This is a genomic window from Pseudenemella bisphenolivorans, from assembly GCF_051133435.1.
Lineage (GTDB): Bacteria > Actinomycetota > Actinomycetes > Propionibacteriales > Propionibacteriaceae > JAAYAO01.
In genome coordinates, this window is record NZ_JBPGNY010000001.1 from 586,273 (window position 1) to 606,568 (window position 20,296).

General features: G+C 66.7%; 19 protein-coding genes. 7 read left to right on the plus strand and 12 right to left on the minus strand.

All coding sequences use genetic code 11. The annotated features are described in order from the left end of the window. Window positions 1–89: 89 nt before the first annotated feature. Genes ACR4XW_RS02865 through ACR4XW_RS02875 form a run of 3 tightly spaced genes read left to right on the plus strand, consistent with a single transcriptional unit; the run spans window position 90 to window position 2,347 of the window. A complete protein-coding gene (locus ACR4XW_RS02865; RefSeq protein WP_434759000.1) occupies window positions 90–1,256 on the plus strand; it encodes a 3-ketosteroid-9-alpha-monooxygenase, oxygenase component in 1,167 nt (388 codons plus the stop codon). Between the two features lie 3 nt (window positions 1,257–1,259). Beyond that, window positions 1,260–1,553, plus strand: coding sequence for a hypothetical protein (locus ACR4XW_RS02870; protein ID WP_434759001.1), 294 nt, complete (start codon window positions 1,260–1,262; stop codon window positions 1,551–1,553). Next, window positions 1,550–2,347 carry an SDR family NAD(P)-dependent oxidoreductase gene (locus ACR4XW_RS02875; RefSeq protein ID WP_434759002.1) on the plus strand — a complete coding sequence of 266 codons (798 nt, stop codon included), beginning with the start codon at window positions 1,550–1,552 and terminating at the stop codon, window positions 2,345–2,347. The genes ACR4XW_RS02870 and ACR4XW_RS02875 overlap by 4 nt, the downstream gene beginning before the upstream one ends. A 61-nt stretch (window positions 2,348–2,408) precedes the next feature. Here ACR4XW_RS02875 and ACR4XW_RS02880 read toward each other — a convergent pair whose 3' ends face one another. The 5 genes from ACR4XW_RS02880 to ACR4XW_RS02900 all read right to left on the minus strand — a co-directional run bounded on the left by ACR4XW_RS02880 (window position 2,409) and on the right by ACR4XW_RS02900 (window position 7,811). Beyond that, window positions 2,409–3,155 (minus strand): SDR family NAD(P)-dependent oxidoreductase, encoded by a 747-nt coding sequence (locus tag ACR4XW_RS02880; RefSeq protein ID WP_434759003.1) that lies wholly within the window; start codon window positions 3,153–3,155, stop codon window positions 2,409–2,411. After that, complete coding sequence (locus ACR4XW_RS02885) at window positions 3,155–4,630, minus strand: FAD-dependent oxidoreductase (protein WP_434759004.1); 1,476 nt, start codon at window positions 4,628–4,630, stop codon at window positions 3,155–3,157. Before ACR4XW_RS02885 ends, ACR4XW_RS02880 begins: the two co-directional genes overlap by 1 nt. 11 nt (window positions 4,631–4,641) lie before the next feature. After that, entirely contained in the window at window positions 4,642–5,826 is a 1,185-nt protein-coding gene (locus ACR4XW_RS02890; protein WP_434759005.1) for an acyl-CoA dehydrogenase family protein, read from the minus strand. A gap of 139 nt (window positions 5,827–5,965) precedes the next feature. Then, window positions 5,966–6,991 carry a 2Fe-2S iron-sulfur cluster-binding protein gene (locus ACR4XW_RS02895; RefSeq protein ID WP_434759006.1) on the minus strand — a complete coding sequence of 342 codons (1,026 nt, stop codon included), beginning with the start codon at window positions 6,989–6,991 and terminating at the stop codon, window positions 5,966–5,968. Window position 6,992: 1 nt separating this feature from the next. Continuing rightward, on the minus strand, window positions 6,993–7,811 hold the full coding sequence (locus ACR4XW_RS02900) for an IclR family transcriptional regulator (protein WP_434759007.1): 819 nt from the start codon (window positions 7,809–7,811) through the stop codon (window positions 6,993–6,995). A 238-nt stretch (window positions 7,812–8,049) separates the two neighbouring features. Here ACR4XW_RS02900 and ACR4XW_RS02905 point away from each other — a divergent pair, with 238 nt between their 5' ends. Both ACR4XW_RS02905 and ACR4XW_RS02910 read left to right on the plus strand, forming a co-directional pair. After that, window positions 8,050–8,916: an LLM class F420-dependent oxidoreductase gene (locus tag ACR4XW_RS02905; protein WP_434759008.1), complete on the plus strand. Its 867-nt coding sequence runs from the start codon at window positions 8,050–8,052 to the stop codon at window positions 8,914–8,916. A 1-nt stretch (window position 8,917) separates the two neighbouring features. Then, window positions 8,918–9,424 carry a nuclear transport factor 2 family protein gene (locus ACR4XW_RS02910; protein WP_434759009.1) on the plus strand — a complete coding sequence of 169 codons (507 nt, stop codon included), beginning with the start codon at window positions 8,918–8,920 and terminating at the stop codon, window positions 9,422–9,424. A gap of 27 nt (window positions 9,425–9,451) precedes the next feature. Here the strand turns inward: ACR4XW_RS02910 and ACR4XW_RS02915 are convergent, their stop codons facing one another. Beyond that, window positions 9,452–11,074: an ABC transporter substrate-binding protein gene (locus ACR4XW_RS02915; RefSeq protein WP_434759010.1), complete on the minus strand. Its 1,623-nt coding sequence runs from the start codon at window positions 11,072–11,074 to the stop codon at window positions 9,452–9,454. Between the two features lie 160 nt (window positions 11,075–11,234). Between ACR4XW_RS02915 and ACR4XW_RS02920 the strand changes: the two genes are divergently transcribed. Beyond that, window positions 11,235–12,020 (plus strand): IclR family transcriptional regulator, encoded by a 786-nt coding sequence (locus ACR4XW_RS02920; protein WP_434759011.1) that lies wholly within the window; start codon window positions 11,235–11,237, stop codon window positions 12,018–12,020. Window positions 12,021–12,271: 251 nt separating this feature from the next. Here ACR4XW_RS02920 and ACR4XW_RS02925 read toward each other — a convergent pair whose 3' ends face one another. The 3 genes from ACR4XW_RS02925 to ACR4XW_RS02935 all read right to left on the minus strand — a co-directional run bounded on the left by ACR4XW_RS02925 (window position 12,272) and on the right by ACR4XW_RS02935 (window position 16,298). Continuing rightward, window positions 12,272–13,474 carry an acyl-CoA dehydrogenase family protein gene (locus ACR4XW_RS02925; protein ID WP_434759012.1) on the minus strand — a complete coding sequence of 401 codons (1,203 nt, stop codon included), beginning with the start codon at window positions 13,472–13,474 and terminating at the stop codon, window positions 12,272–12,274. Window positions 13,475–13,486: 12 nt separating this feature from the next. Continuing rightward, window positions 13,487–14,593: a Rieske 2Fe-2S domain-containing protein gene (locus tag ACR4XW_RS02930; RefSeq protein ID WP_434759013.1), complete on the minus strand. Its 1,107-nt coding sequence runs from the start codon at window positions 14,591–14,593 to the stop codon at window positions 13,487–13,489. Between the two features lie 136 nt (window positions 14,594–14,729). Further along, window positions 14,730–16,298: an AMP-binding protein gene (locus tag ACR4XW_RS02935; RefSeq protein WP_434759014.1), complete on the minus strand. Its 1,569-nt coding sequence runs from the start codon at window positions 16,296–16,298 to the stop codon at window positions 14,730–14,732. Window positions 16,299–16,446: 148 nt separating this feature from the next. Between ACR4XW_RS02935 and ACR4XW_RS02940 the strand changes: the two genes are divergently transcribed. Then, window positions 16,447–17,301, plus strand: a complete 855-nt coding sequence (locus tag ACR4XW_RS02940) for an alpha/beta fold hydrolase (protein ID WP_434759015.1) — start codon at window positions 16,447–16,449, stop codon at window positions 17,299–17,301. Window positions 17,302–17,315: 14 nt separating this feature from the next. Here the strand turns inward: ACR4XW_RS02940 and ACR4XW_RS02945 are convergent, their stop codons facing one another. Genes ACR4XW_RS02945 through ACR4XW_RS02955 form a run of 3 tightly spaced genes read right to left on the minus strand, consistent with a single transcriptional unit; the run spans window position 17,316 to window position 20,289 of the window. Further along, window positions 17,316–18,128, minus strand: a complete 813-nt coding sequence (locus tag ACR4XW_RS02945; protein WP_434759016.1) for an LLM class flavin-dependent oxidoreductase — start codon at window positions 18,126–18,128, stop codon at window positions 17,316–17,318. Between the two features lie 41 nt (window positions 18,129–18,169). Beyond that, entirely contained in the window at window positions 18,170–19,231 is a 1,062-nt protein-coding gene (locus tag ACR4XW_RS02950) for an ABC transporter ATP-binding protein (RefSeq protein WP_434759017.1), read from the minus strand. Continuing rightward, a complete protein-coding gene (locus ACR4XW_RS02955) occupies window positions 19,231–20,289 on the minus strand; it encodes an ABC transporter ATP-binding protein (RefSeq protein ID WP_434759018.1) in 1,059 nt (352 codons plus the stop codon). Before ACR4XW_RS02955 ends, ACR4XW_RS02950 begins: the two co-directional genes overlap by 1 nt. Window positions 20,290–20,296: the final 7 nt, after the last annotated feature.

A 20,296-nucleotide genomic window follows, 5' to 3' on the forward strand; every position in this document is an offset into this window, starting at 1 on the left:
GGGAGCGAATCAGCCAACTTCGAGGGGTCCGACATAACGTCGAGAAAGTTCCGCAGTGGTCCGACTTCACAGCCTTACCGGAGGATGCCATGACCGACGTCGAAGTTCGCAAGATTGAAACCGGGGCCGATGCCCCGCAGCGTTATGCCCGTGGTTGGCATTGCCTGGGCCAGGCCAAGGAGTTCTCCGACGGCAAGCCCCACACCCTGCACGCCTTCGGCCAAAAACTGGTGATCTGGGCCGACACCAAGGGCAACATCAACGTCCTCGACGCCTACTGCCGCCACATGGGCGGCGACCTCTCCCAGGGTGAGGTCAAGGGCGACGAAGTCGCCTGCCCCTTCCACGACTGGCGCTGGTCGGGCGAGGGCAAATGCACCTCGATCCCCTACTCCCGCCGCGTCCCCCTGCGCGCCCGCACCCAAACCTGGCCGACCATGGTCAAGGACGGCATCCTGTTCGTGTGGAACGACCCGGAGGGCAACCCGCCGATTCCGGAGCAGATGATCCCCGACATTCCGATGGCCGACGACCCCGACTGGACCGACTGGTACTGGTACAAGTTCGAGATCAAGGGCTCCAACTGCCGCGAGATCATCGACAACGTCGTCGACATGGCCCACTTCTTCTACATCCACAAGTCGTTCCCGACCTACTTCAAGAACGTCTTCGAGGGTCACATCGCCTCGCAGTGGATGAACGGCGAAAGCCGCGGTGACAACGACCCCCACGCGGTACGGGCCGGCGTGCCCGTGCGCAGCGGCAACAGCTCCGAGGCGCACTACTACGGCCCGTCCTTCATGTTGAACCCGATGGTGTCCCACTACGGCGACTTCGACGTGAACTCGATGCTGATCAACTGCCACTACCCGATCGACCACAACAACTTCATGTTGAACTACGCGATCAAGGTCAACAAGAAGGACTACCCGACCCCGGAGATGGCCGAGGAAATGGCCGAGAAGATGGCCATCTTCATCAAGATCGGTTTCGAGCAGGACGTCCAGATCTGGAACAACAAGACCCCGATCGAGAACCCGCTGCTGTGTGAGGAGGACGGGCCGGTCTACCAGTTGCGTCGTTGGTACCAGCAGTTCTACACCGACGTCGCCGACATCACCCCGGAGATGACCGACCGCTTCGAGTTCGAGATCGACACCACCCGCCCGAACGAAGCCTGGCGAGCCGAGGTCGAGGAGAACATCAAGCGCATCCTCTCCGAGACCGAGGACGAGAGCGAAGAGCAGAAGGCCTGAGCGATGGCGAAACCCAACCCCCGTCCGGATGTGCGTCTCGACGACGCCCCGATGGAGCCGGTCACCTGCGAGACCTGCCGCCAACAGGTGGAGGTGCGCAAGAGCACGTGGGACCAGACCAGCATCCAGTGGCACAGCGAGGCCATGGAAGCGTGCGTCGAGCGCCGGGCGAGCAACTCGGCCGACGGTCGTTTTCCCGGTTGCTCGGCATTGCGTGAATCGGTGCGCAAGGCCGCGGTGTTGGGGCAACTGCACATCGTGTCGGAACTACTCGATCTGAAGGACGGCAAACTGTGATCGATGCGAGCAAGTACGGCCCCTGGGCCGTGATCGCCGGTGGTTCGGAAGGGGTGGGCTCGGAGTTCGCCCTCCAACTGGCCGATGCGGGTATCAACTCGGTGTTGATCGCCCGCAAGCCCGGCCCGTTGGAGGAGACCGCCGAGACGGTTCGGGCGAAGGGCGTCGAAGTGCGCACCCTGGCCCTGGACCTGACCCAGGCCGAGGCACGGCAGACCATCATCGAGCAGACCCAGGACCTGGACGTCGGCTTGTTCATCTACAACGCCGGTGCCAACACCTACGGGCACGACTTCATCACCGGTGACCTGACCAGGTTCCGTGAGGTCGTCGACCTCAACATCACCGCCCAGTTGGAACTGACCCAGCACTTCGGCAAGGTCCTCGCCGACCGTGGCCGGGGCGGGATGATTCTGGTGGGCTCGATGGCCGGCTTCAGCGGCTCGGCGCAGATCAGTGTGTACGCCGCGGCAAAGGCGTTCGCCCGGATCTTCGCCGAGGGCCTCTGGGTCGAGCTGCGGGAGAAGAACGTGGACGTGCTGGACCTGATCCTCGGGGTGACCCGCACCCCGGCGATGGCTCGGGCCGGGCTGAACATGGACATCCCCGGGATGCACGTCTCCGAACCGGCCGATGTCGCCCGCCAGGGCCTGGAGAACCTCGGCAAGACCCCGACCAAGATTGCCGAGGGCAACGAGAAGGGTGTCGAGGCCCGTCAGGGACCGAATCGGGAGCAGATCCTGCTGGCCGCCCACGAGGCGTCCAAGAAGTTGCTGCCCCCGCAGTCGGAGTAAAGCCCGGAAGAAGTTTGAAGGCGCGTCCCCGCGGGGGACGCGCCTTCAAGCGTTTCGGATCTCAGACGTGGGAGCCGCCGTCGAGGCGCACCTCGAAGCCGTTGAGGTAACTGGCTTCGGGGCTGGCGGCGAAGGTGATGCCGGCGGCGATCTCCTCCGGTGTTCCCATCTCTCCCCACAGCGGGAAGGTGCGGGCGTAGTGCGAGGTGTCCAGGCCGGCCAGCCCCTCGCTGCTCTGGGTCAACGGGGTGATCACCCCGCCGGGCGAGACCGGCACGACCCGGATCCGCCGGCCGCCGAGTTCGGCCGCCAGGCTGAGCGAGTAGGCCAGCAGGGCACCCTTGGACGCCGCATAGGAGGTCATGTACGGGTGGGCCTTGGTGGCCGAGACCGAGCAGACATTGACGATCACGCCGGTGTTGTCGGGTAGGGCCGGCACCAGTTCGCGGCACATCAGCGCGGGCGCCAGGAAGTTGACCCGCCACATGTCCTCGTAGTCGGCCGAGGTGACCGTGTCGAGCGGGGTGACCCGCAAGAATCCGGCCACATTGGCCAGCACGTCGACGGTGCCGAACTCCTGCACCGCGGCTGCGGCGGCATCGACGAGGGCCTGTTCGTCCGACAGGTCGGCCACGTGGGTGATGATCGCATCACCTTCGGCCCCGGCGACCGTTTCGGCCAGGCCCTCGGCATTGCGGTCGATCGCGAAGACTTTCGCCCCCTCGGCGGCGAAGCGCAGCGCGGTCGCCCGGCCGATCCCGGAGGCGGCTCCGGTCAGTACGACGTTCTTGTTCTCGAAGCGTCCCATCAGCCGGCCGCCACCTTGCGTCCGGCCCGACGGCCGAAGAAGGAACCGTCACCGAGCGAGGTGCCGGAGATGTAGCCCTCACCGTGCATTCCGGAGCTGGCCCGGCCGGCGGCGAACAGACCCGGAATCGGCGTACCGGAGATGTTCATCACCTGCCCGTCGACGTCGGTGTGCAGGCCACCGAGGGTGAAGCCGTTGAACCCGGTGAAGTCGGGGGCGACCTCCTGCAGGGGCGACAGGCCCTTGGCGGGGTCGAAGGCCGCGAACGGTCCTTCGAGTTCGCGCAGCCACTTGGGATCCTTGTGGAACAGGTCCTGACCGGCCCGCGCACCGGCGTTGTACGCATCCAGGGTGCGGGTCAGCCCGTCGACCGACACTCCGATCTCCTCGGCGAGTTCCTCGATGGTCTCGGCGGCGAAAGCCGGCTGCAGACCCATCGCATCCATCGGCGGGACGTCCTCGAAGCCCTTCTCGTCCATGATCACCCAGACCTTGCCCTGTTCGTGCAGGGCGGCGTGGCTCCACAGACCCGGGTAGACATCCTCGTTGTAGAACCGCTCGCCGCGCTCGTTGACGAGCATGCCGCGGCAGACCATCGCCGGAATCGCGGTGTAGGCGACCTCGACCACGCCCATCCGGCGGGTGGCGGCGCCGGCCGCCTGGGCGATCCGGATACCCGATCCGTCGCTCATGCCGTCGGAGACCTTGCCGTGACCGATCAGCGCCGGGGCGTGGTCGGCCAACATCTCGTCGTTGTCGACGAACCCGCCGGTGGTCAACACCACACCCTTGCGGGCCCGGTAGGTGACATCGGCACCGAACTTGCGGGCCTGCAGGCCCACCACGCGGTCACCGTCCAGGATCAACCGCACGGCCCGGGTGTCGGTGTGGGTGACGCCGCCGGCATTCTCGACGGCCTTGGCCATCTTCTCCATCAACAGCCAGCCGGCGAAACCCTCGGTGCTCGGCCGGTGCCCGCGGGGTGCGGGAGTCGCCGCCTCGTTGTAGGGCCAGGCGTTCTCACCCAGCCACATCAGGCCGTCCTTGGTGAACGGCATCCAGGTGGGCCGGTCGTAGAAACCCTCGCCGAACTCGAGTCCGATCTCGTCGCGGAACCACTCGAAGTGTTCCTTGGAACCGTCGCAGTAGAGCCGCAGCTTCTCCTCGTCGGCGTGCGGGCCGAGCGCCAGACGCAGGTACTCGAACATCGCGTCGGCGTTGTCGTCACCGTAGCCGTGGGCCTGCTGCACTTCGGTGCCGGCACCGAGGTACAGCTCACCGCCGGATTGGGCCGACGACCCGCCGGGGCCGCTGGATCGTTCCAGGACGATCACCTCGGCACCGGCCTTGGCGGCCTCGTAGGCGGCCGAACCGCCGGCGATGCCGTAGCCGACCACCAACACATCGGTTTCGTGGTCGAAGCCGGAAACCTCACCGACCTGCAGGGGCCGGACGTCATTCACCTTGTTGTTCACGCGGTCTCCCCTCAGATCATCGAGCGGATCGGGCCCATCGGCGGCTCGATATCCATGGAGGTGAGCGCCGCGACGTGGTACACCGAGCCCTGCACGTGGATCGCGTGCACCAGCCCCATGTTGGCGTCGCGCCAGAAGCGCTGGATCGGGCTGTCGACGCGCATCCCGTTACCGCCGGAGCGCACCACGACCTCGTTCATCGCGCGCACCGCACGCCAGCAGGCGGACACCTGGGTGCGGCGGTTCTCGGCGCGCTCCTCGAAGGTGATCTCCTTGCCGGCCTCGACCCGGTCGTACATCCGGTTGATGTTGTCCAGCATCGCGGTGCGGGAGGCCTGAATATCGGCAGCGGCCTCGCTGATCGTGAAGAGGGTGTGCGGGTCGTCCTTGATCTTGGTGCCGGTGATCTGGATCCGGCCCTGCTGGTAGGCCAGCGCGGCGGCCAGGGCACCCTCGCAGGCGCCGATCACCGCGGAGGTGATGCCGAGCGGGAAGACCGAGGTGAAGGGCACGTTGTAGGTGGTGGCGGTGACGCCCATTTCCTTGGGCAGGGTGCCGTCCATCACCTTGCCGCCGTCGATCACCCGGTAGTCGGGCACGAAGGCGTCGCGCACGATGATGTCGCGCGAGCCGGTGCCGCGCAGACCGACGGTGTCCCAGGAGTCCTCGACGATCTCGTAGTCGGAGCGCGGCATGATCACGTGGTACGACTGCGGGGGCATCAGCGGCTGGCCGTTCTCGTCGCCCATGAAGGCGCCCAGGAAGATCCAGTCACAGTGGTCGGTGCCCGAGGAGAACTGCCAGTGGCCGTTGAAGATGTAGCCACCGTCAACCGGCTTCAACACACCCAGCGGAGCGTAGGGCGAAGCGATCCAGACCTCGGGGTCCTCACCCCAGATCTCGTGCTGCACCTTGGGGTCGGCCAGGGCGACCTCCCAGGAGTGCAGGCCCACGATGCCGGCCACCCAGCCGGTCGAGGCATCATGTTTGCCGATCTCCATCGCGGCCTCGGCGAATTCCACCGGGTGCGCTTCCTGGCCGCCGAAGGTGGCCGGCTGCAGCATCCGCATGACACCGGTCTCGCGCAGGCCCTGCGCGGCGCGGTCGTCCAGCTTGGTGAGCTTCTCGTTGCTGGCGGCGCAGTCTCGGAACAGTTCGGCCCGTTCCTCGATGGCCTGCATCACGGGATTGGTCATGACTCCTCTTCTCCGGTCGTTGGGACCGTCGTCCACACCCATGGGCGGGACGATTGGTGCTGATATTGGGGCCCGTAGTTCCCAGGACTCACGGTGGCACCGGTTGGAGAACCGGGCTCCGCCAGTCCCGCTGAACGGGTCATTCGTCGTAGCTGACCTTCACGAAGTCGGTCAGCGGCGTGGCCTGACAGGCCAGGATGAGCCCTTCGGCCAGGTCGTCCTTGTCCAGGACCTCGTTGTTGGCCAGTTCGACCTCGCCCTCCAGGACGAAGCAGGCACAGGCACTGCAGGCCCCCTCCCGGCAGGAGAACGGGGCGTCCATCCCGGCCTCGCGCAGCACGTCGAGCAGGTTGTTGCTGCGCGGCCAGTCGACCGTCCTGGTCTCCCCGTCGAGGGTGGCCTCCACGGTGCTCATCGGCCCGGAGCTGTCGAGTTCGACGTGCGACTCGGCGAAGGGGTCGTTGGTCAGCGAGGTGAAACGTTCGATGTGAATGTTCTCGCTCGGTGTGCCCACCTCGGGCAGCACCTTCTCGCACAGGTTCATGAACGGTTCGGGCCCGCAGATGAAGACCTGCCGGTCGGCATAGGGGGCCAACAGCGAGCGCCAGGTGTCATCGGTCGGCACCCCCTGGAGGACTTCCAGCCAGTGCACGACGGTGAGTCGACTGCCGTACTTGTCGGCCTCGTTCTTGATCTGCTGGGAGAAGATCACCGAGCGCTCGTCGCGGTTGGCGTAGATCAGGGTGACGTGCCCGTCCGACTCGTCCAGCACGGCCTTCAGGATGGACAGCATCGGGGTGATGCCCGACCCGGCGCCCAGCAACAGGAAATCGCCGTCGAACGAACGCGGGGTGAAGGCGCCGGCCGGACGCAGCACGTCCAACTCGTCACCGACCCGCACGGTGTCACAGAACCAGTTGGACGCGTATCCGCCCAGGGTTCGCTTGACCGCCACCCGCATCGGTTCGTCCCGGGAGGGTGAGCTGCACAGCGAGTAGCTGCGGGCAGCACCTTCGGGCCAGTCGGTGGGGATGCGGAAGGTCAGGAACTGCCCGGCCTTGTACTTGAACATCTCGGGGTGATCGACCGGTTCGACCGCGAAGGACTTCGCGTCCGGGGTTTCCTGGACGACCTCCAGTACCCGGACCTTCAGGACATCGCTCATTTCAGGATTGTCCCACCAGACCCAGACGTCGCGAGCGGGGTGTCAGGCGCAGATCGGGCCACAACTCCTTCGAGATCTGTCGGGCGGCATCGGCGACCAGCGGGGCGACCCGATTCAGCGGGGTCTGCATGCCACCGACCAGGGACAGGGCGGCCACCGGGCCCTGCGGGCCGCGCACCGCGGCCGCGACACAGGCGATACCGGGGTAGGCCTCGCCGCGCTCGAAGGCCAGGCCGCCGCGGGAGCGCACCCGGGCGAGTTCCTGGTGCAGCATGCCGCTGGGACGTTCTTCGTCGCGGCAGACCGCAACACCGGCGAGACGCTCGACCTGCTCGGGTTCCAGCCAGGCCAGCATCGCCTTGCCCAGTGCGGTGGTGTGCGCCGGCAGACGGCCGCCGACCCGGGAGGGAACACTCAGCGCCAGTCGCCCACCGACCTTGTCGAGGTAGTAGACGTCGCCGCCCTCGAGAATGCCCAGATGGGCCACCATGCCGGTGCGCAGATGCAGTTCCTGCAGGCGCATCGCGGAGGCTTCGCGGATCGGGGCGTGGTTGTTCTGGCCGCCACCCAGACCGAGCGAGCGGCTACCGAGGACGTACCCGAAGGAGGTGTGTTCCAGCCAGTCGAGTCGCACCAACTGATCGAGGATGCGGTGCGCGGTGGACCGCGGCAGATGAGTTCGGTGGGCCACGTCCTCCAGCGTCAGCCGCGCGTGCGGCCGGTCGAAGGCATCCAGAATCAAAGTCATTCGTTCGACCATGGACGGGGGCAGCTCGCGCCGCGCCGGTACCTGCTCATCAACACTGACGGCCAGGGACATGCGTTTCTCTCCTCCTGCGATGGGGAAGAACCGATGGACTGAAATCGATTCTACCCGTTATCTCTATCAGCCCGGGGGCCGGGATGGAAGACTTTTCGGCCAATTTCTCAACCAAGCGCTCACTTGGTTTCAAGATATCCCGGATTTCCGGGCTTCCATTGGGCGGGATCGAGCCGCACCCGAGGCCGGGTGCGCCGTGAGGATGAAAAGACTTGTGCCCTGAGAAGGAGAACCCGTTATGCGGATCGGTATTTCGAGCCCGATTGTGATCCAACAGCCCGGCATCGCTTCGGAGTGGGAGGCCGACGCCGGCATCGGCGAACTCGCCACCATCGCCGAGGCCGCCGACCGGCTCGGCTACCACCACATGTCCTGCAGTGAACACGTGGCACTCCCCCGCTCGGCGGAGTCCCGCGGGCTGACCTACTGGGACCCGTTGGCCACCTTCGGCTACCTGGCCGCCCGCACCGAGAAGCTGCGCCTGGTCACCCAGGTGCTGGTACTCGGCTACCACCACCCGCTCGAGATCGCCAAGCGGTACGGCACCCTCGACCTGGTCAGCAACGGTCGACTGGTGTTGGGCCTGGGCGTCGGCAGCCTGGAGGAGGAATTCGAGCTGTTGGACGCGCCCTTCACCGATCGCGGGGCCCGGGCCGATGAGGCGATGGCCGCCCTGCGCGCGAGCCTGTCGGTGGCCGAGCCGGAGTTCCACGGCGACTACTACGACTACTCCGGGATGGTGGTGCAGCCGCACGCGGTGCAGGACCACGTCCCGATGTGGGTGGGGGGCCGCAGCCAGCGCTCACTGCGTCGGGCGGTCACCCTGGGCGACGGTTGGTTGCCCTTCGGGCTGGGCTTCGAGCAGCTCCAGCAACTGTTGGCCAAGTTCGACCTGCCGGAAGGTTTCGAGGTCGTGCTGTCCACCGGCCCGCTCGACCCGATCGGAGACCCGGACGGCGCCCGGCGCCGGATCGACCGCACGGTGGCCGCCGGGGCGACGGTCGTCGCGGTGCAGATGCGCGCCGACTCGGCCGACCACTACTGCGAACAACTGGCCACGTTGGCCGACCTGACCGACCTGTCCGGCACCAACCGAGGAGCATGAGATGACCATCGAAGAACGACTGGCGGCCCTGGAGACCGAGGTGCGCCACCTGCGCGATATCGCCGAGATCACCAACCTGGCGATGAGTTACGGGCCCCTGGTCGACAGTGGGGCCCCGGATGCGGTGGCCGACCTGTACATCGCCGACGGCGTCTACGACGTGGACGAGATCTGCATGAACAACCGCGAGGAAATCCGCGCGATGGTGAAAAGTGAAGGGCATCAGGGGTGGATCACCGGTGGGGCGGCGCACTTCACCGGCCCGCTCACCATCGAGGTGGACGGGGACACCGCCACCGCGGTCGGCCACACCCTGATGGTGATCAAGGACGAGGGCGAGTTCCGGTTCTACCCGCGCCGCGCCACCGCCAGTGTCTGGGAGTTCGTCCGCACCGATGAGGGGTGGAAGATCTCCCGGCGCACCAACCGACTGCTGGACGGCCGGGAGGAGTCGCGCGCCCTGTTCGCCGATGCGCTGGGCGCGACCCGGTACGTGCCGGGGGCCTGATCCTCGACCGGGCCCCCGGCAACGGGATCAGCCCTTCTCGATCCAGGCCTCGTCGAAGAGCACCATCACATTGATGTGGCTCTTGATACCGCGCACGTCGTCGGACCAGATGACGTAGTCGGCGGCCGGGGCGAAGATCAGCGCCGGCACGTCCTGGTTCCACTGTTCCTGGATCTTGCCGGCGATCTCGACCTTCTTGTCGTGATCGGCCTCGCGCCCGAACTCGTCGATCAGCCCATCCATCTCGGGGCTGGTGTAGGTACCGCTGGGGTTGCCGGTGCTGTGCCCGACCGCGGCCATCCGGGCCCACGGCTCGGCCTCACGCCACGACATACCCGACTGACCGAGATCGTAATCGCGGTCGATCAGCACCTTCTTGATCAGTTCCGGGGTGCCGCGCAGGGGGTCGAGTTCGGTCTCGAAGCCCACCGCGTCGAGCTGGGCCTTGATCGCCATGGCCTGCTCCCGGGCACTGGGGGTGTTCGGGAAGGTGTAGGAGACCTTGCCGTCGAAACCGTCGGCCTTGGCCTCCTCGAGGAGTTTCTTGGCCTCCTCCGGATCGTGGCCGTAACCCTCCACACCGGAGTGCCAACCCGAGATCTCCGGGAAGATCTGATCGCTGGCATAGCCCGACCCGCCGAAGGCCCGGTCCTGGATCACCGTCGGGTCGACGGCCAGCGCCATCGCCCTGCGCACCCGCACGTCCTCACCCGGACGTCCCTCGGTCGCGTTGATGATCGCGACCCGGCCCAACGGCACCATGTTCAGGAACATCTGGGTGTCACTGTCGATGTACTTGTCGGCCAGCACCGGGTCGTTCAGCGCGGCCAGCTTGATATTGCCGCCCTCGAAGCTCTCGGAGGTGGCCTCGGGAGCACCCAGGAAGACCGCGCGCAGCTTCTTGATGTTCACCTCACCGCGCCAGTAGTCGTCGCGGGCGGTCAGCACGATCTCCTCGCCCGGGGCGTGGCGCTCCAGGACGTAGGGGCCGGCCCCGATCGGCTTGAACTCCTCGGGGGTGGCACCGTCGGAGCCCTCGGCGACGATCATGCCGGGGGCGGTGGTCAGCATGTAGCCGAAGGTCGGCCACGGGTCGTTCAGGGTGAACTTGACCGTGCGCTCGTCCACGGCTTCGGTCGAGGCGACCTTGCCCTGCCACATCCGCGCTTCGTCGGTGGGCATCTTCATGTAGCGCTCGAGGCTCCAGATCACGGCCTCGGCGTTCAGCGGCTTGCCGTTGCTGAACTTCACATCCTCGCGCAGCTTCAGCGTCCATTCGGTGTGGTCGTCGTTGTGCTCCAGCCCCTCGGCCAACTGCGGCACGAGTTCACCGCTCTCGACATCCCAGCGCATCAGCACATCGAAGATCGCGGCCATCTCCATACCGCCGGTCAGACCCGACATGATGTTCATGGCCGGATCCAGGCTGCGCGGCTCGGACAATCCTCCGAAGGTCAGTTCGCCGCCGGGGGACGGGGTGCCGTCCTCCTTGATATGGAGCATGCCGGGTGTCCACTTGGACTTCTGTGCCGGTGCCGTTTCCTCACCCTCGGGGCCATCGGTGCCCCGGGTACATCCAGCGGCCACCAGGACCGACACCATCGCCAGGGCCGCCACTCGGCGGGCCCAGCCGAACCGTTGTTGAGCCATCAATTCGTCCCTTCATCGTGTGGGCCTGAGCCAAACAGCACAACCGAACAGTGGCGACCAACAGTCCCGGTATCCGGAAAACTTCTAGATAACGCTTTCCATCGGGTCCTACACTGCGGCAACGGACCTGAGCTCCACCCCACAGAATGCGCAGTGAGTCATGTCAGCTGAATCATCCAAGTCGGTACTGCACCGGATGGACCAAGTGATGAGTGCCATCCAGGAGCAGCGGGGACAAACCCTCACCGAGGTCTGCCAGCGCACCGGTCTGCCCCGCACCACGGTGCACCGGTTCCTGGACAGCCTGGTCGAGATGCGCTGGCTCAGCCGAGTCGGCAACCAGTACGAGTTCGGGGTGCGGATGCTGGAGATGGGCGCCGGGGAGGAACACTGGTTCTTCCGGTTGGCCCAGCCCGAGTTGATGGAACTGCATCTGCGCACCCGCCAGACCGTGCACCTGACCTTTCTGGACGGACCGGACGTGGTCTTCTGGAAGAAGCTGTCCGGGCGGGAGGGCGCGATCATTCCCACCCGCTTCGGTGGCCGCCGACCCGCGCACCTGACCGCCTCGGGCAAAGCCATCCTGGCCGCCGGCGACCCGGAACTGCTGGCCGACTTCAGCCGCCACCGACTGACCCAGGCCACCCCGAACAGCATCACCACCTTCGAGGATCTGACCGCCGAGATCGCCCGTGTGCGCCGGGAGGGCCTGGCCCATGATCGGGGCGAATCGTGGCCGGAGGTCGGCTGCATCGCCCGGGCGGTGGTGGCCAAGCCGGACGGGCACACCACCGTGGGCACCCCGATGATCGCGGCGATCTCGATCAGCGGCCCGCGGGAGCGGATCCAGGCCTCGGCCCGGGCCCTGGAGAGCGCGCTGCGCAGCACCTGCCATGCGATCGAAACCGCGGCCGGCCGTCAGGTGCACCGGGCGTACGCGAGTTGACGGCTTACGTGAGTTGACGGCGCGGCGAGAGTCCGCGGGCCCGGGCGAGCTGACGACGCGGCGCTCCCGGTTCGAACCCGAACCACCCAACTCCCACCGCTCCCCTGCTGCAACCAGCCCGATTCCGCGCCACCATCCACGTGGACAGCGCGCCGAGCCAAAATCAGGCCGGTTACAGCAGGAGCGAACTCGAAGGTCCGTGCGCGGGACGGGAACGAGGGTCCGGGTGCCCGATTCGTAGCCCGTCCTGCTCAGAGGTAGAACTCCCCCGAATCCAGCCCCAGCGCGAGCGCCCCGGTATTGCGGGCAGTGGTGTGGTTCTGGGCGGCGATGTGCTGTTTGGCCGAGATCATGTCGATGTACTGGCGTCCGAACGGGGTGTTGCGTTCAAAGAGGCCGTGCCCACCGGTGCATTCGAAGAGTCGCTGGGCGGCCTCCCGGCAGCGGTCGGCCACCGAGGCGGCACCGAGTTTGGTGAGCAACCGCAGGTCGAAGGGCGGTGCCTCGCCACGCCGGGCGTACTCGGACAGTTCGGCGTAGTTGGCCCGCAGTTCGGCCTTGAGTTGGCGTGAGGTCAGCATCGCCTCGCCCAGGGCCTGTTGGACGTCGGGGTCCTCGCCGGCCTTGGTGCCGTACACCGTGACCCGCTGGGTGATGTAGTCGATGTAGGCGTCGATCATCCCGTCCAGGGCACCGATCGAGGAGTTGGTGATGCCCCGGATGAACACCTGGTGGAAGGGCAGCCGGTAGAGCAACCCGGTGTTCACCGCATTGCCCGGGGAGTCGCAGTGGAAGCCGTCGATGGCGGCGTGGATCCGGTGTTCGGGGATCACCCGGTTGGCCACGATCATGTCCTGGGATCCGGTACCGCGCAGGCCGGGGGTGAACCAGGTGTCGACCAGTTCGTATTCCTCCCGCGGAATCAGACAGGTGATGAAACCGTCCTCGCGGTGGCCACCCAGGAAGCACCAGTCGGCGTGGTTCGAGCCGCTGGCGAAGCGCCACCGCCCGTTGAACAGGAAGCCGCCCTCGGTGGCCACGGCATTGCCGCCCGGCTGGAAGGACGAACAGATCAGCGCCTCGTCGTTGTGCCCGTACACATCGGCGCAGGCCTGGTCGGGAAACAGTGCCATCTCGAAGGCGTGCACGCTGAGCACCCCGAAGACCCACCCCACCGAGTGGTCGGCCTTGGCCAGGGCGAACTGCACCTCGGCCGCCACCGTGGGGCACATCTCGTAGCCGCCCCAGCGTTTCGGGCGCAGCACCCGGAACAGGCCCGCCTGCTGAATCATCTCGATCACGTCCGGGTGCACCGTGCGGTGTTCCTGGTGGTAATCGGCGAAGCGGGCGATCGGTTCGGTCAGGACATTGGCCCGTTCGATCAGCTCTTCGGCCTCGGGAATCTCCACCGAGTAGGGCTGGGGTCCGTTCGGGTCCAAGGTTGATGCGGTCATCCGGGTGCCTCCTCAGTTGGTCAGGTCCACGGTGGCCTGCAGGGTCTTGTCACCGGCGGCCTCGGCGGCGGTGATCTCCCCGTCCTCGATCTGCAGCATCCGCTGGATGATCTGCCGGGCCCGGTACTGGGCCTGATCGGCGGGCAGGCCGAACTCGACCCATTCGTCGGGGCCGAGCTTGTCGTGCCGGCGCTGGATCGCCTCCAGGGCGGCGGCGTCCTCACCCAGCAGTGCGCGGCTGTCGGCATTCTCGTTCGGATTGACCGGCGGGAAGGATTTGACGCCGGTGGTGAAGACCAGGGTGTGGGTGCGGTCCTGCGGGGTGATTGCGGCGATCAACTGGATGGTCTGCTTCTTGGGGTTGTCGACCTCGGCCTCCTCGAACTCGATCAACACCCCGCACAGCGACGGTGGCCAAGCCTCGGTGGTGACGGTGCGGTGGGCCCGGCCCCCGGCGAAGCCGAAGGACTTCATGGTCAGCGGGGCCTGTTCCTCATTGCGCATGGTGCGGCGGACGAAAACCCGTCCGTCGCGTTCGAACAATTCCAGAGGCTCGCCGGCCACATCCCCGGTGTCGATCTGGCCCTCGTGCAGGTAGGTGATGTGGGTGGCGTCCAGCAGGTTGTCGATCTGCAGCAGGTAGTTGGCCTCGATCTCGAGTTTGATGCCGGTCTTGTAATGCATCCCCTCGGCGCCGTAGCCGTAGACCCCGTAGTCGGGAATCAGGTCGGGGTCACACGCCTCGGGGTCACCGACCCAGATCCACAGCAGTTCGTAACGCTCCACGAGCGGGTAACTGCGCACCCGAATGCGTTCGGGACGACGATCACCCGACGGCACCACCCGGCAGTGCCCGTCGGGGCCGAATTGGAGACCGTGGTACTGGCATTGGATGTTGTCACCGACGGTCACCCCACCTTCGGACAAGGGGTAGCCACGGTGCGGGCAGCGGTCCATCAGGGCCACCGGCGTGCCGTCGGCGGTGCGGTAGAGCACCACATCGGCGTCCACCAGCAGCCGGTGCATCGGCCGGGTGGTCACCTCCTCGGCGAAGGCGGCGACATACCAGGCATTCTTCGGGAAGCGTGCCTCACCCGGCACCAAACGCTGAGCACCCATGGTTCCTCCTGGACGATCGGAGCAACCACTGTGTCCCGGGCGCGGTGCCGGGTGGAATGTTCACTTCCACTTCGTGGAAATGGGTAGCAGCCACGGCGTGGAAAGTGGGCAGCAGCCACGGCGTGGAAGGTGGGCATCAGACCTGTCGGTCGTGCCCCTCCCAACGCTCGGCACGCATCCGCTTCTTGTCCAGCTTGCCCAACGGGGTGACCGGCAGGGTGTCGACGATCTCGATGGTCTTGGGGGCATGTACCGGCCCCTTGGCCGCGCGCACCATCGCCACCAGCTCGTCGGGGTCGACCTGGGCTCCTTCCCGGAGCACCACGCAGGCGGTCACCGCTTCACCCCAGGTCGGGTGCGGAACACCGATCACCGCCACCTGCGACACCGCGGGATGGGTGGCGATCACGTCCTCGACCTCGCGGGGGAAGACGTTGAAGCCGCCGCTGACGATCATGTCCTTGCGCCGGTCGACGATGGTCAGGAAGCCGTCCTCGTCGGCCTTGGCCATGTCGCCGGTGTGCAGCCAGTTGCCGCGCAGGGCCTCCTCGGTTTCCTCCACCCGGTTCCAGTACCCCGACATCACCAGCGGGCCGCGCACGCAGATCTCCCCCACCTCACCGGTGGGCACCTCGTTCATCTGGTCGTCGAGCAGTTTGACGTGCAGCCACGGCACCGGACGTCCCGCGCTGGCGAGCCGGTCGGGGTTGTCGGCCAGGTGCTCGTCGACCTTGAGCACACAGATGGTCATGCCGCATTCGGTTTGACCGTAGAACTGGAAGAACACCTGCCCGAAGACCTTCAGGCCCTCGGCGAGCCGAGTCGGCGACATCGCCGCGGCGCCGTAGTAGATCCGTTCCAGGCTGGAATGGTCGCGGGTGGCCAGGTCGGGGTGATCCAGCACCTTGTAAATCATCGTGGGCACCAACATCAGGGCGGTGATCCGGTACTTCTCGATCGCCTCCAGTACCGCGCCCGGTTCGAAGGCCGGCAACACGATGAGGGTGCCGCCACGCAGCAGCACGGGCAGGAAGAAGGCCGCCCCGGCATGGGTCAGCGGGGTGCAGAAAAGGAATCGGGGCCGATCCGGCATCTGCCATTCGCTCATCTGGATGTAGTTCAGCGCGTTGCCGATGCCGTAGGTACCGATCACAGCCTTGGGACGACCGGTGGTGCCACCGGTGTAGACCAGCGAGGAGTAGTCCCACGGTTCCAGCTCCGAGATCACCAGGGGTTCGGGCTCGAACTGCTCGGCCAGGGCCAGCAGGTCGGTACCCACCTCGGCCGGGCCGAAGGAGAACAGGTTGGTCAGCGTGGGCACACGTTCGGCCAGCTCGGCGGCCCGCTCGGCGTACATCGGGTCGAAGATCAGCGTTTCGACCTCACCGTCGGTGAGCATCGAGGCCTGGTCGTCCAACGAGGCCATCGTGCCCACCGGGGTGTTGCGCAGCCCCAGCACCATGCCGACGCCGAGCTGCACCAGCACCTCGGGACGGTTCGGGCTGAGCATCGCGGTGGTCGAACCCGGCCCCAGGCCGACCGAAATGAGGGCCTGTCGAACGGTGGAGATCCAGTCGGCGAACTGCTGACCGGTGATGGTCTCGTCCCCGACCTGCAGAACCGGGACATTGCGCTGCCTGCGCAACGCAGTGATCAACAGATCCCCCTGATATGCGGGACGGTGCAACGGGTCGGACACGGGCATGTTTTCTCCTCGTAGATCAGTGCAACGCTCATCGAACCGCCGCACCCCCGCCGAACCCATCGGAAGATCCCGATCAACGGGATCGGGTCGGGTGCCGACGGGCGGCCTTCCTAGCGTGGCCCCGTAGCCCACGATCACGAGGAATCCCATGACCGAACTGACCCATGAATCCACGCAGCGCGAACTCGCCACCGACAACGGGGTACTGCGGTACCACGAGGCCGGTGAAGGCCCGCCGTTGTTGTTGCTGCATGGTTCGGGCCCGGGTGTGACCGGGTGGCGCAACTTCAAGGGCAACCTGGGGGTCTTCGCCGAGCATTTCCACACCTACATCCTGGAATTCCCCGGCTTCGGGGTGTCCGACGACACCGACCTGCACCCGATGATGGCCGCCCTACCGGCGGTCACCGACTTCCTGGACGGGCTGGGCATCGACAAGGTCGACATCATCGGCAACTCGATGGGCGGCATCGTCGGTACCAACTTCGCGATGCAGAGCCCCGACCGGCTGGGCAAGCTGGTGACCATCGGCGGCATGGGCGTGGCGATGAATGTGCCGTCGCCGGCCGAGGGCATCAACCTGTTGGTGGATTTCACCGCCAACCCGACCCGCGACGGCCTGATCCGGTGGCTGCAGTCGATGGTCTACGACCAGTCGATGATCACCGAGGAACTGATCGAGGAACGCTGGGCCCTGGCCACCGAGCCGGCCACCCTGGAGTTCTCCAAGCGGATGTACAACAAGGCCGCGATGAGCGCCCCGCCGGCCGCCGACCGGCCGCCCTACTGGTCGATGCTGCACACCATCAAGGCCGAGGTGCTGCTCACCTGGGGTCGCGATGACCGGGTCTCCCCGGTGGACATGGCCACCCTGCCGATGCGGATGATCCCGAACGCCGAGTTGCACGTGCTGCCCAAGTGCGGCCACTGGGCGATGATCGAGCAGAAGGAGCGCTGGGAGGCCGCGGTGCTGTCCTTCCTGCTCCGTCCGCCGCTGACCTGAACCGCCGGCCGCACCTACCGGCCCATCACCTCGGCAACGGTGTCGATCAACCGTTCGATGCCGTCGCCGGGGTCGGGCCTGCCCTCGGCGTCCAAGGTCAGCAGCGGCATCCGCTGCACCCCGACCTCGGCCAGGGCCGATGCCTTCGCACGCACCTGATCGGCCGAGGCGTCGAAGGCGATCTCGTCGAACTTCACCACGGTGTAGTCACCAGTCACCCCGGCCGCTGACCGGGCGTCCAGCGCGGTGCGCAGCTTCGCACCGGTCTGTTCGGCATCCAGGCTGCCCACCAGCAGGATCCCGTCGCCCAGTTCGCCGGCCAGAGCCAGGGTTTTCGGCCCCTCGGCACCCATCAGGATCGGCGGGGTCGGGTCGGCCGGCCAGTTCAACCGCACCCGGTCGAGGTTCACATACCGGCCCTCGGTGCTGACCTCCTCGCCGGCCAGCAGGCTGCGCAGGGCGGTCGCGTACTCCCGCAACAAGGTCAGTGGCGAGCGCACCCGCACCCCGGCCTGGGCCATCCAATCGAGGACGCCGTGGCCGATGCCCGGCATCAGCCGGCCCGGGAACATCCGGGCGATGGTGGAAATCTCCATCGCGGTCAGCGACACCGCCCGCAGCGGCACCGGCAGCAGGCCGATGCCGACCTTGGTGCGTTCGGTGGCGCCCAGGATCGCCGCAGCCGCGGCGATGCCGGATTCGTAGAAGCAGTCCTCCCACACCCAGATCTCGGTGACACCGGCCTCCTCGGCCCGGCGGGCCAGGGGCACGTACCGTTCGGGGGCGGTGTGCGGGGACAGAATGATCGACACAACAGGCAGCGGCATACCCCGAGATTAGGGTATGCCGCTGCCGGGGTTGTTCGAGGTCAGTCCTCCTCGGCCACCAGACCGGTCTCGGGGTTGCCCTCCTCGCCGATCACCGCGCGGGTCGGCGCGGCTCCGTCGTCGGCGTGGTGGCAGGCCACCCACTGACCGGGAGCCAGTTCCCGCAGGGTCGGTTCCTCATCGGTGCAGATCTCGCTGGCCAGCGGGCAGCGGGTGCGGAATCGGCAACCGCTCGGCGGGTTCAGCGGCGACGGCAGTTCGGTGCTGGTCTGGCCACCGCGGGCCACCTCACCGTCGTCCAGCAGTTCGGCCTCGGGCACCGAGTCCAGCAGCAGCTTGGTGTAGGGGTGCAGAGCCCTGCTCGCCAGGCCGTCACTGGGGGTGATCTCACAGACCTTGCCCAGGTACATCACCATCACCCGGTCGGAGATGTTCTTCACCACCGCCAGGTCGTGGGCGATAAAGACCATCGAGATGTTGTGGGTCTCCTTGGTGCGCTCCAACAGGTTCAGGATCTGGGCCTGCACCGACACGTCCAGGCTGGACACCGGCTCGTCACAGATCATCACCGTCGGTTCCAGCATCAGCGCCCGGGCGATACACACCCGCTGGCACTGACCACCCGACATCTCGTAGGGGCGGCGATCCATCACCACATCGGGATCCAGGCCGACCTCGGTGAGCACGGCGCGGATCTGTTCGGTGGTGACCTTCTTGCCCCAGATCCGGGGCCCTTCGGCCACCAGATCCTTGACCCGGCGACGCGGGTTCAGCGCCGAGACCGGGTCCTGCAGGATCATCTGCATCGGGCGTCGCTTGCTGCGCACCGCGGTCTTGCTCAGCCCGGTCAGCTCGGTTTCCTCCAGCCGCACCGAACCCGAGGTCGGCGGCGGCAACTGCATCACCGCGCGTCCGGCACTGGACTTGCCACAGCCGGATTCGCCCAGGATGCCCAGGGTCTCACCACGCAGAAGGTCGAAGCTGATGCCGGAGACGGCGTGCACCTTGCCGCCACCCTTGGTCGGGAACTCGACCACGAGGTCGGTGACGGTGAGCACCTGGTCCTGATCGGCGCGCAGGTGGTCGGAACCACTTCCGGCCATCATTCACCTCCACGGGTGTCGTGCGAAACGGGGTGGTAGCAGGCGTACCAATGCCGCAGATGCCCCATCCGGTTGCTCTGATCGGTGGGCACCAGGCGCGGCGGCACCTGGGTGCAATCGTCCTGGGCGAACTTGCACCGGGGTGCGAAGCGGCAGCCGTGCGGCGGGTTGATCATGTTGGGCGGGGCGCCCTCGATCGCGTCCAGGCGCACATGCGGCGGCTGCTCCAGCTTCGGGATCGCCGCCAACAACGCATGGGTGTACGGGTGCTGGGGCTGACCGAAGAGCGACTTGGCCGGAGCCAGTTCGGCGAACCGGCCGGCGTACATCACCCCGACCCGGTCGGCGCGACCGGCAACCACACCCAGGTTGTGGCTGATCAGGATCACCGCCATGCCCAGTTCGGCCTGCAGCCGCTGCAGCAGGTCGAGGATCTGCTTCTGCACCGTCACGTCCAGGGCGGTGGTCGGCTCGTCGGCGATCAACAGCCGCGGGTTGTTGGCCAGGGCGATGGCGATCACCACGCGCTGACGCATACCGCCCGACATCTCGTGCGGGAACTGGTCGAGTCGACGCCGAGGTTCGGGAATGCCGACCAGGTTGAGCAGTTCTTCGGCCCGGTTGCGGGCCGCCTTGCCGTCGAGCTTGGAGTGTTCCTTGAGCGTCTCGGTGAGGTGGGCGCCGATCTTCTTGACCGGGTTCAGGGCGGTCATCGGGTCCTGGAAGACCATGCCGACCTTGGAACCCCAGATCCGGCGCAGTTCGCGGGGGGTCATCGACTGGATGTCCTCACCGTCGAGCAGCACCTGACCGCTGACGTTCATGTTGCCGCCGGAGCGGTACAGGCCCATCACGGTACGGCCCATCACCGACTTACCGGAGCCGGATTCCCCCACCACGCCCAGGGTTTCGCCCTGGCGGAGGCTGAAGGTGACCCCGTCCACCGCCTTCAGGGCCCCCCGCGGGGTCATGATCTCGGTGTGCAGGGCATCCACCACCAGCAACGGGTCGCCGTCGCGCGGGTCCAACACGGCTGGTTCGGTCGTTGTCGTCGTCATCTAACAG

What these genes read in the sequence shown, in the direction of transcription:
- ACR4XW_RS02935 (WP_434759014.1), bottom strand. Translation starts at nt 16,298, where the DNA reads ATGCCCGTGTCCGACCCGTTGCACCGTCCCGCATATCAGGGGGATCTG.
- ACR4XW_RS02910 (WP_434759009.1), top strand. Translation starts at nt 8,918, where the DNA reads ATGACCATCGAAGAACGACTGGCGGCCCTGGAGACCGAGGTGCGCCAC.
- ACR4XW_RS02945 (WP_434759016.1), bottom strand. Translation starts at nt 18,128, where the DNA reads ATGCCGCTGCCTGTTGTGTCGATCATTCTGTCCCCGCACACCGCCCCC.
- ACR4XW_RS02880 (WP_434759003.1), bottom strand. Translation starts at nt 3,155, where the DNA reads ATGGGACGCTTCGAGAACAAGAACGTCGTACTGACCGGAGCCGCCTCC.
- ACR4XW_RS02940 (WP_434759015.1), top strand. Translation starts at nt 16,447, where the DNA reads ATGACCGAACTGACCCATGAATCCACGCAGCGCGAACTCGCCACCGAC.
- ACR4XW_RS02905 (WP_434759008.1), top strand. Translation starts at nt 8,050, where the DNA reads ATGCGGATCGGTATTTCGAGCCCGATTGTGATCCAACAGCCCGGCATC.
- ACR4XW_RS02955 (WP_434759018.1), bottom strand. Translation starts at nt 20,289, where the DNA reads ATGACGACGACAACGACCGAACCAGCCGTGTTGGACCCGCGCGACGGC.
- ACR4XW_RS02895 (WP_434759006.1), bottom strand. Translation starts at nt 6,991, where the DNA reads ATGAGCGATGTCCTGAAGGTCCGGGTACTGGAGGTCGTCCAGGAAACC.
- ACR4XW_RS02920 (WP_434759011.1), top strand. Translation starts at nt 11,235, where the DNA reads ATGTCAGCTGAATCATCCAAGTCGGTACTGCACCGGATGGACCAAGTG.
- ACR4XW_RS02915 (WP_434759010.1), bottom strand. Translation starts at nt 11,074, where the DNA reads ATGGCTCAACAACGGTTCGGCTGGGCCCGCCGAGTGGCGGCCCTGGCG.
- ACR4XW_RS02925 (WP_434759012.1), bottom strand. Translation starts at nt 13,474, where the DNA reads ATGACCGCATCAACCTTGGACCCGAACGGACCCCAGCCCTACTCGGTG.
- ACR4XW_RS02930 (WP_434759013.1), bottom strand. Translation starts at nt 14,593, where the DNA reads ATGGGTGCTCAGCGTTTGGTGCCGGGTGAGGCACGCTTCCCGAAGAAT.
- ACR4XW_RS02950 (WP_434759017.1), bottom strand. Translation starts at nt 19,231, where the DNA reads ATGGCCGGAAGTGGTTCCGACCACCTGCGCGCCGATCAGGACCAGGTG.
- ACR4XW_RS02865 (WP_434759000.1), top strand. Translation starts at nt 90, where the DNA reads ATGACCGACGTCGAAGTTCGCAAGATTGAAACCGGGGCCGATGCCCCG.
- ACR4XW_RS02890 (WP_434759005.1), bottom strand. Translation starts at nt 5,826, where the DNA reads ATGACCAATCCCGTGATGCAGGCCATCGAGGAACGGGCCGAACTGTTC.
- ACR4XW_RS02900 (WP_434759007.1), bottom strand. Translation starts at nt 7,811, where the DNA reads ATGTCCCTGGCCGTCAGTGTTGATGAGCAGGTACCGGCGCGGCGCGAG.
- ACR4XW_RS02870 (WP_434759001.1), top strand. Translation starts at nt 1,260, where the DNA reads ATGGCGAAACCCAACCCCCGTCCGGATGTGCGTCTCGACGACGCCCCG.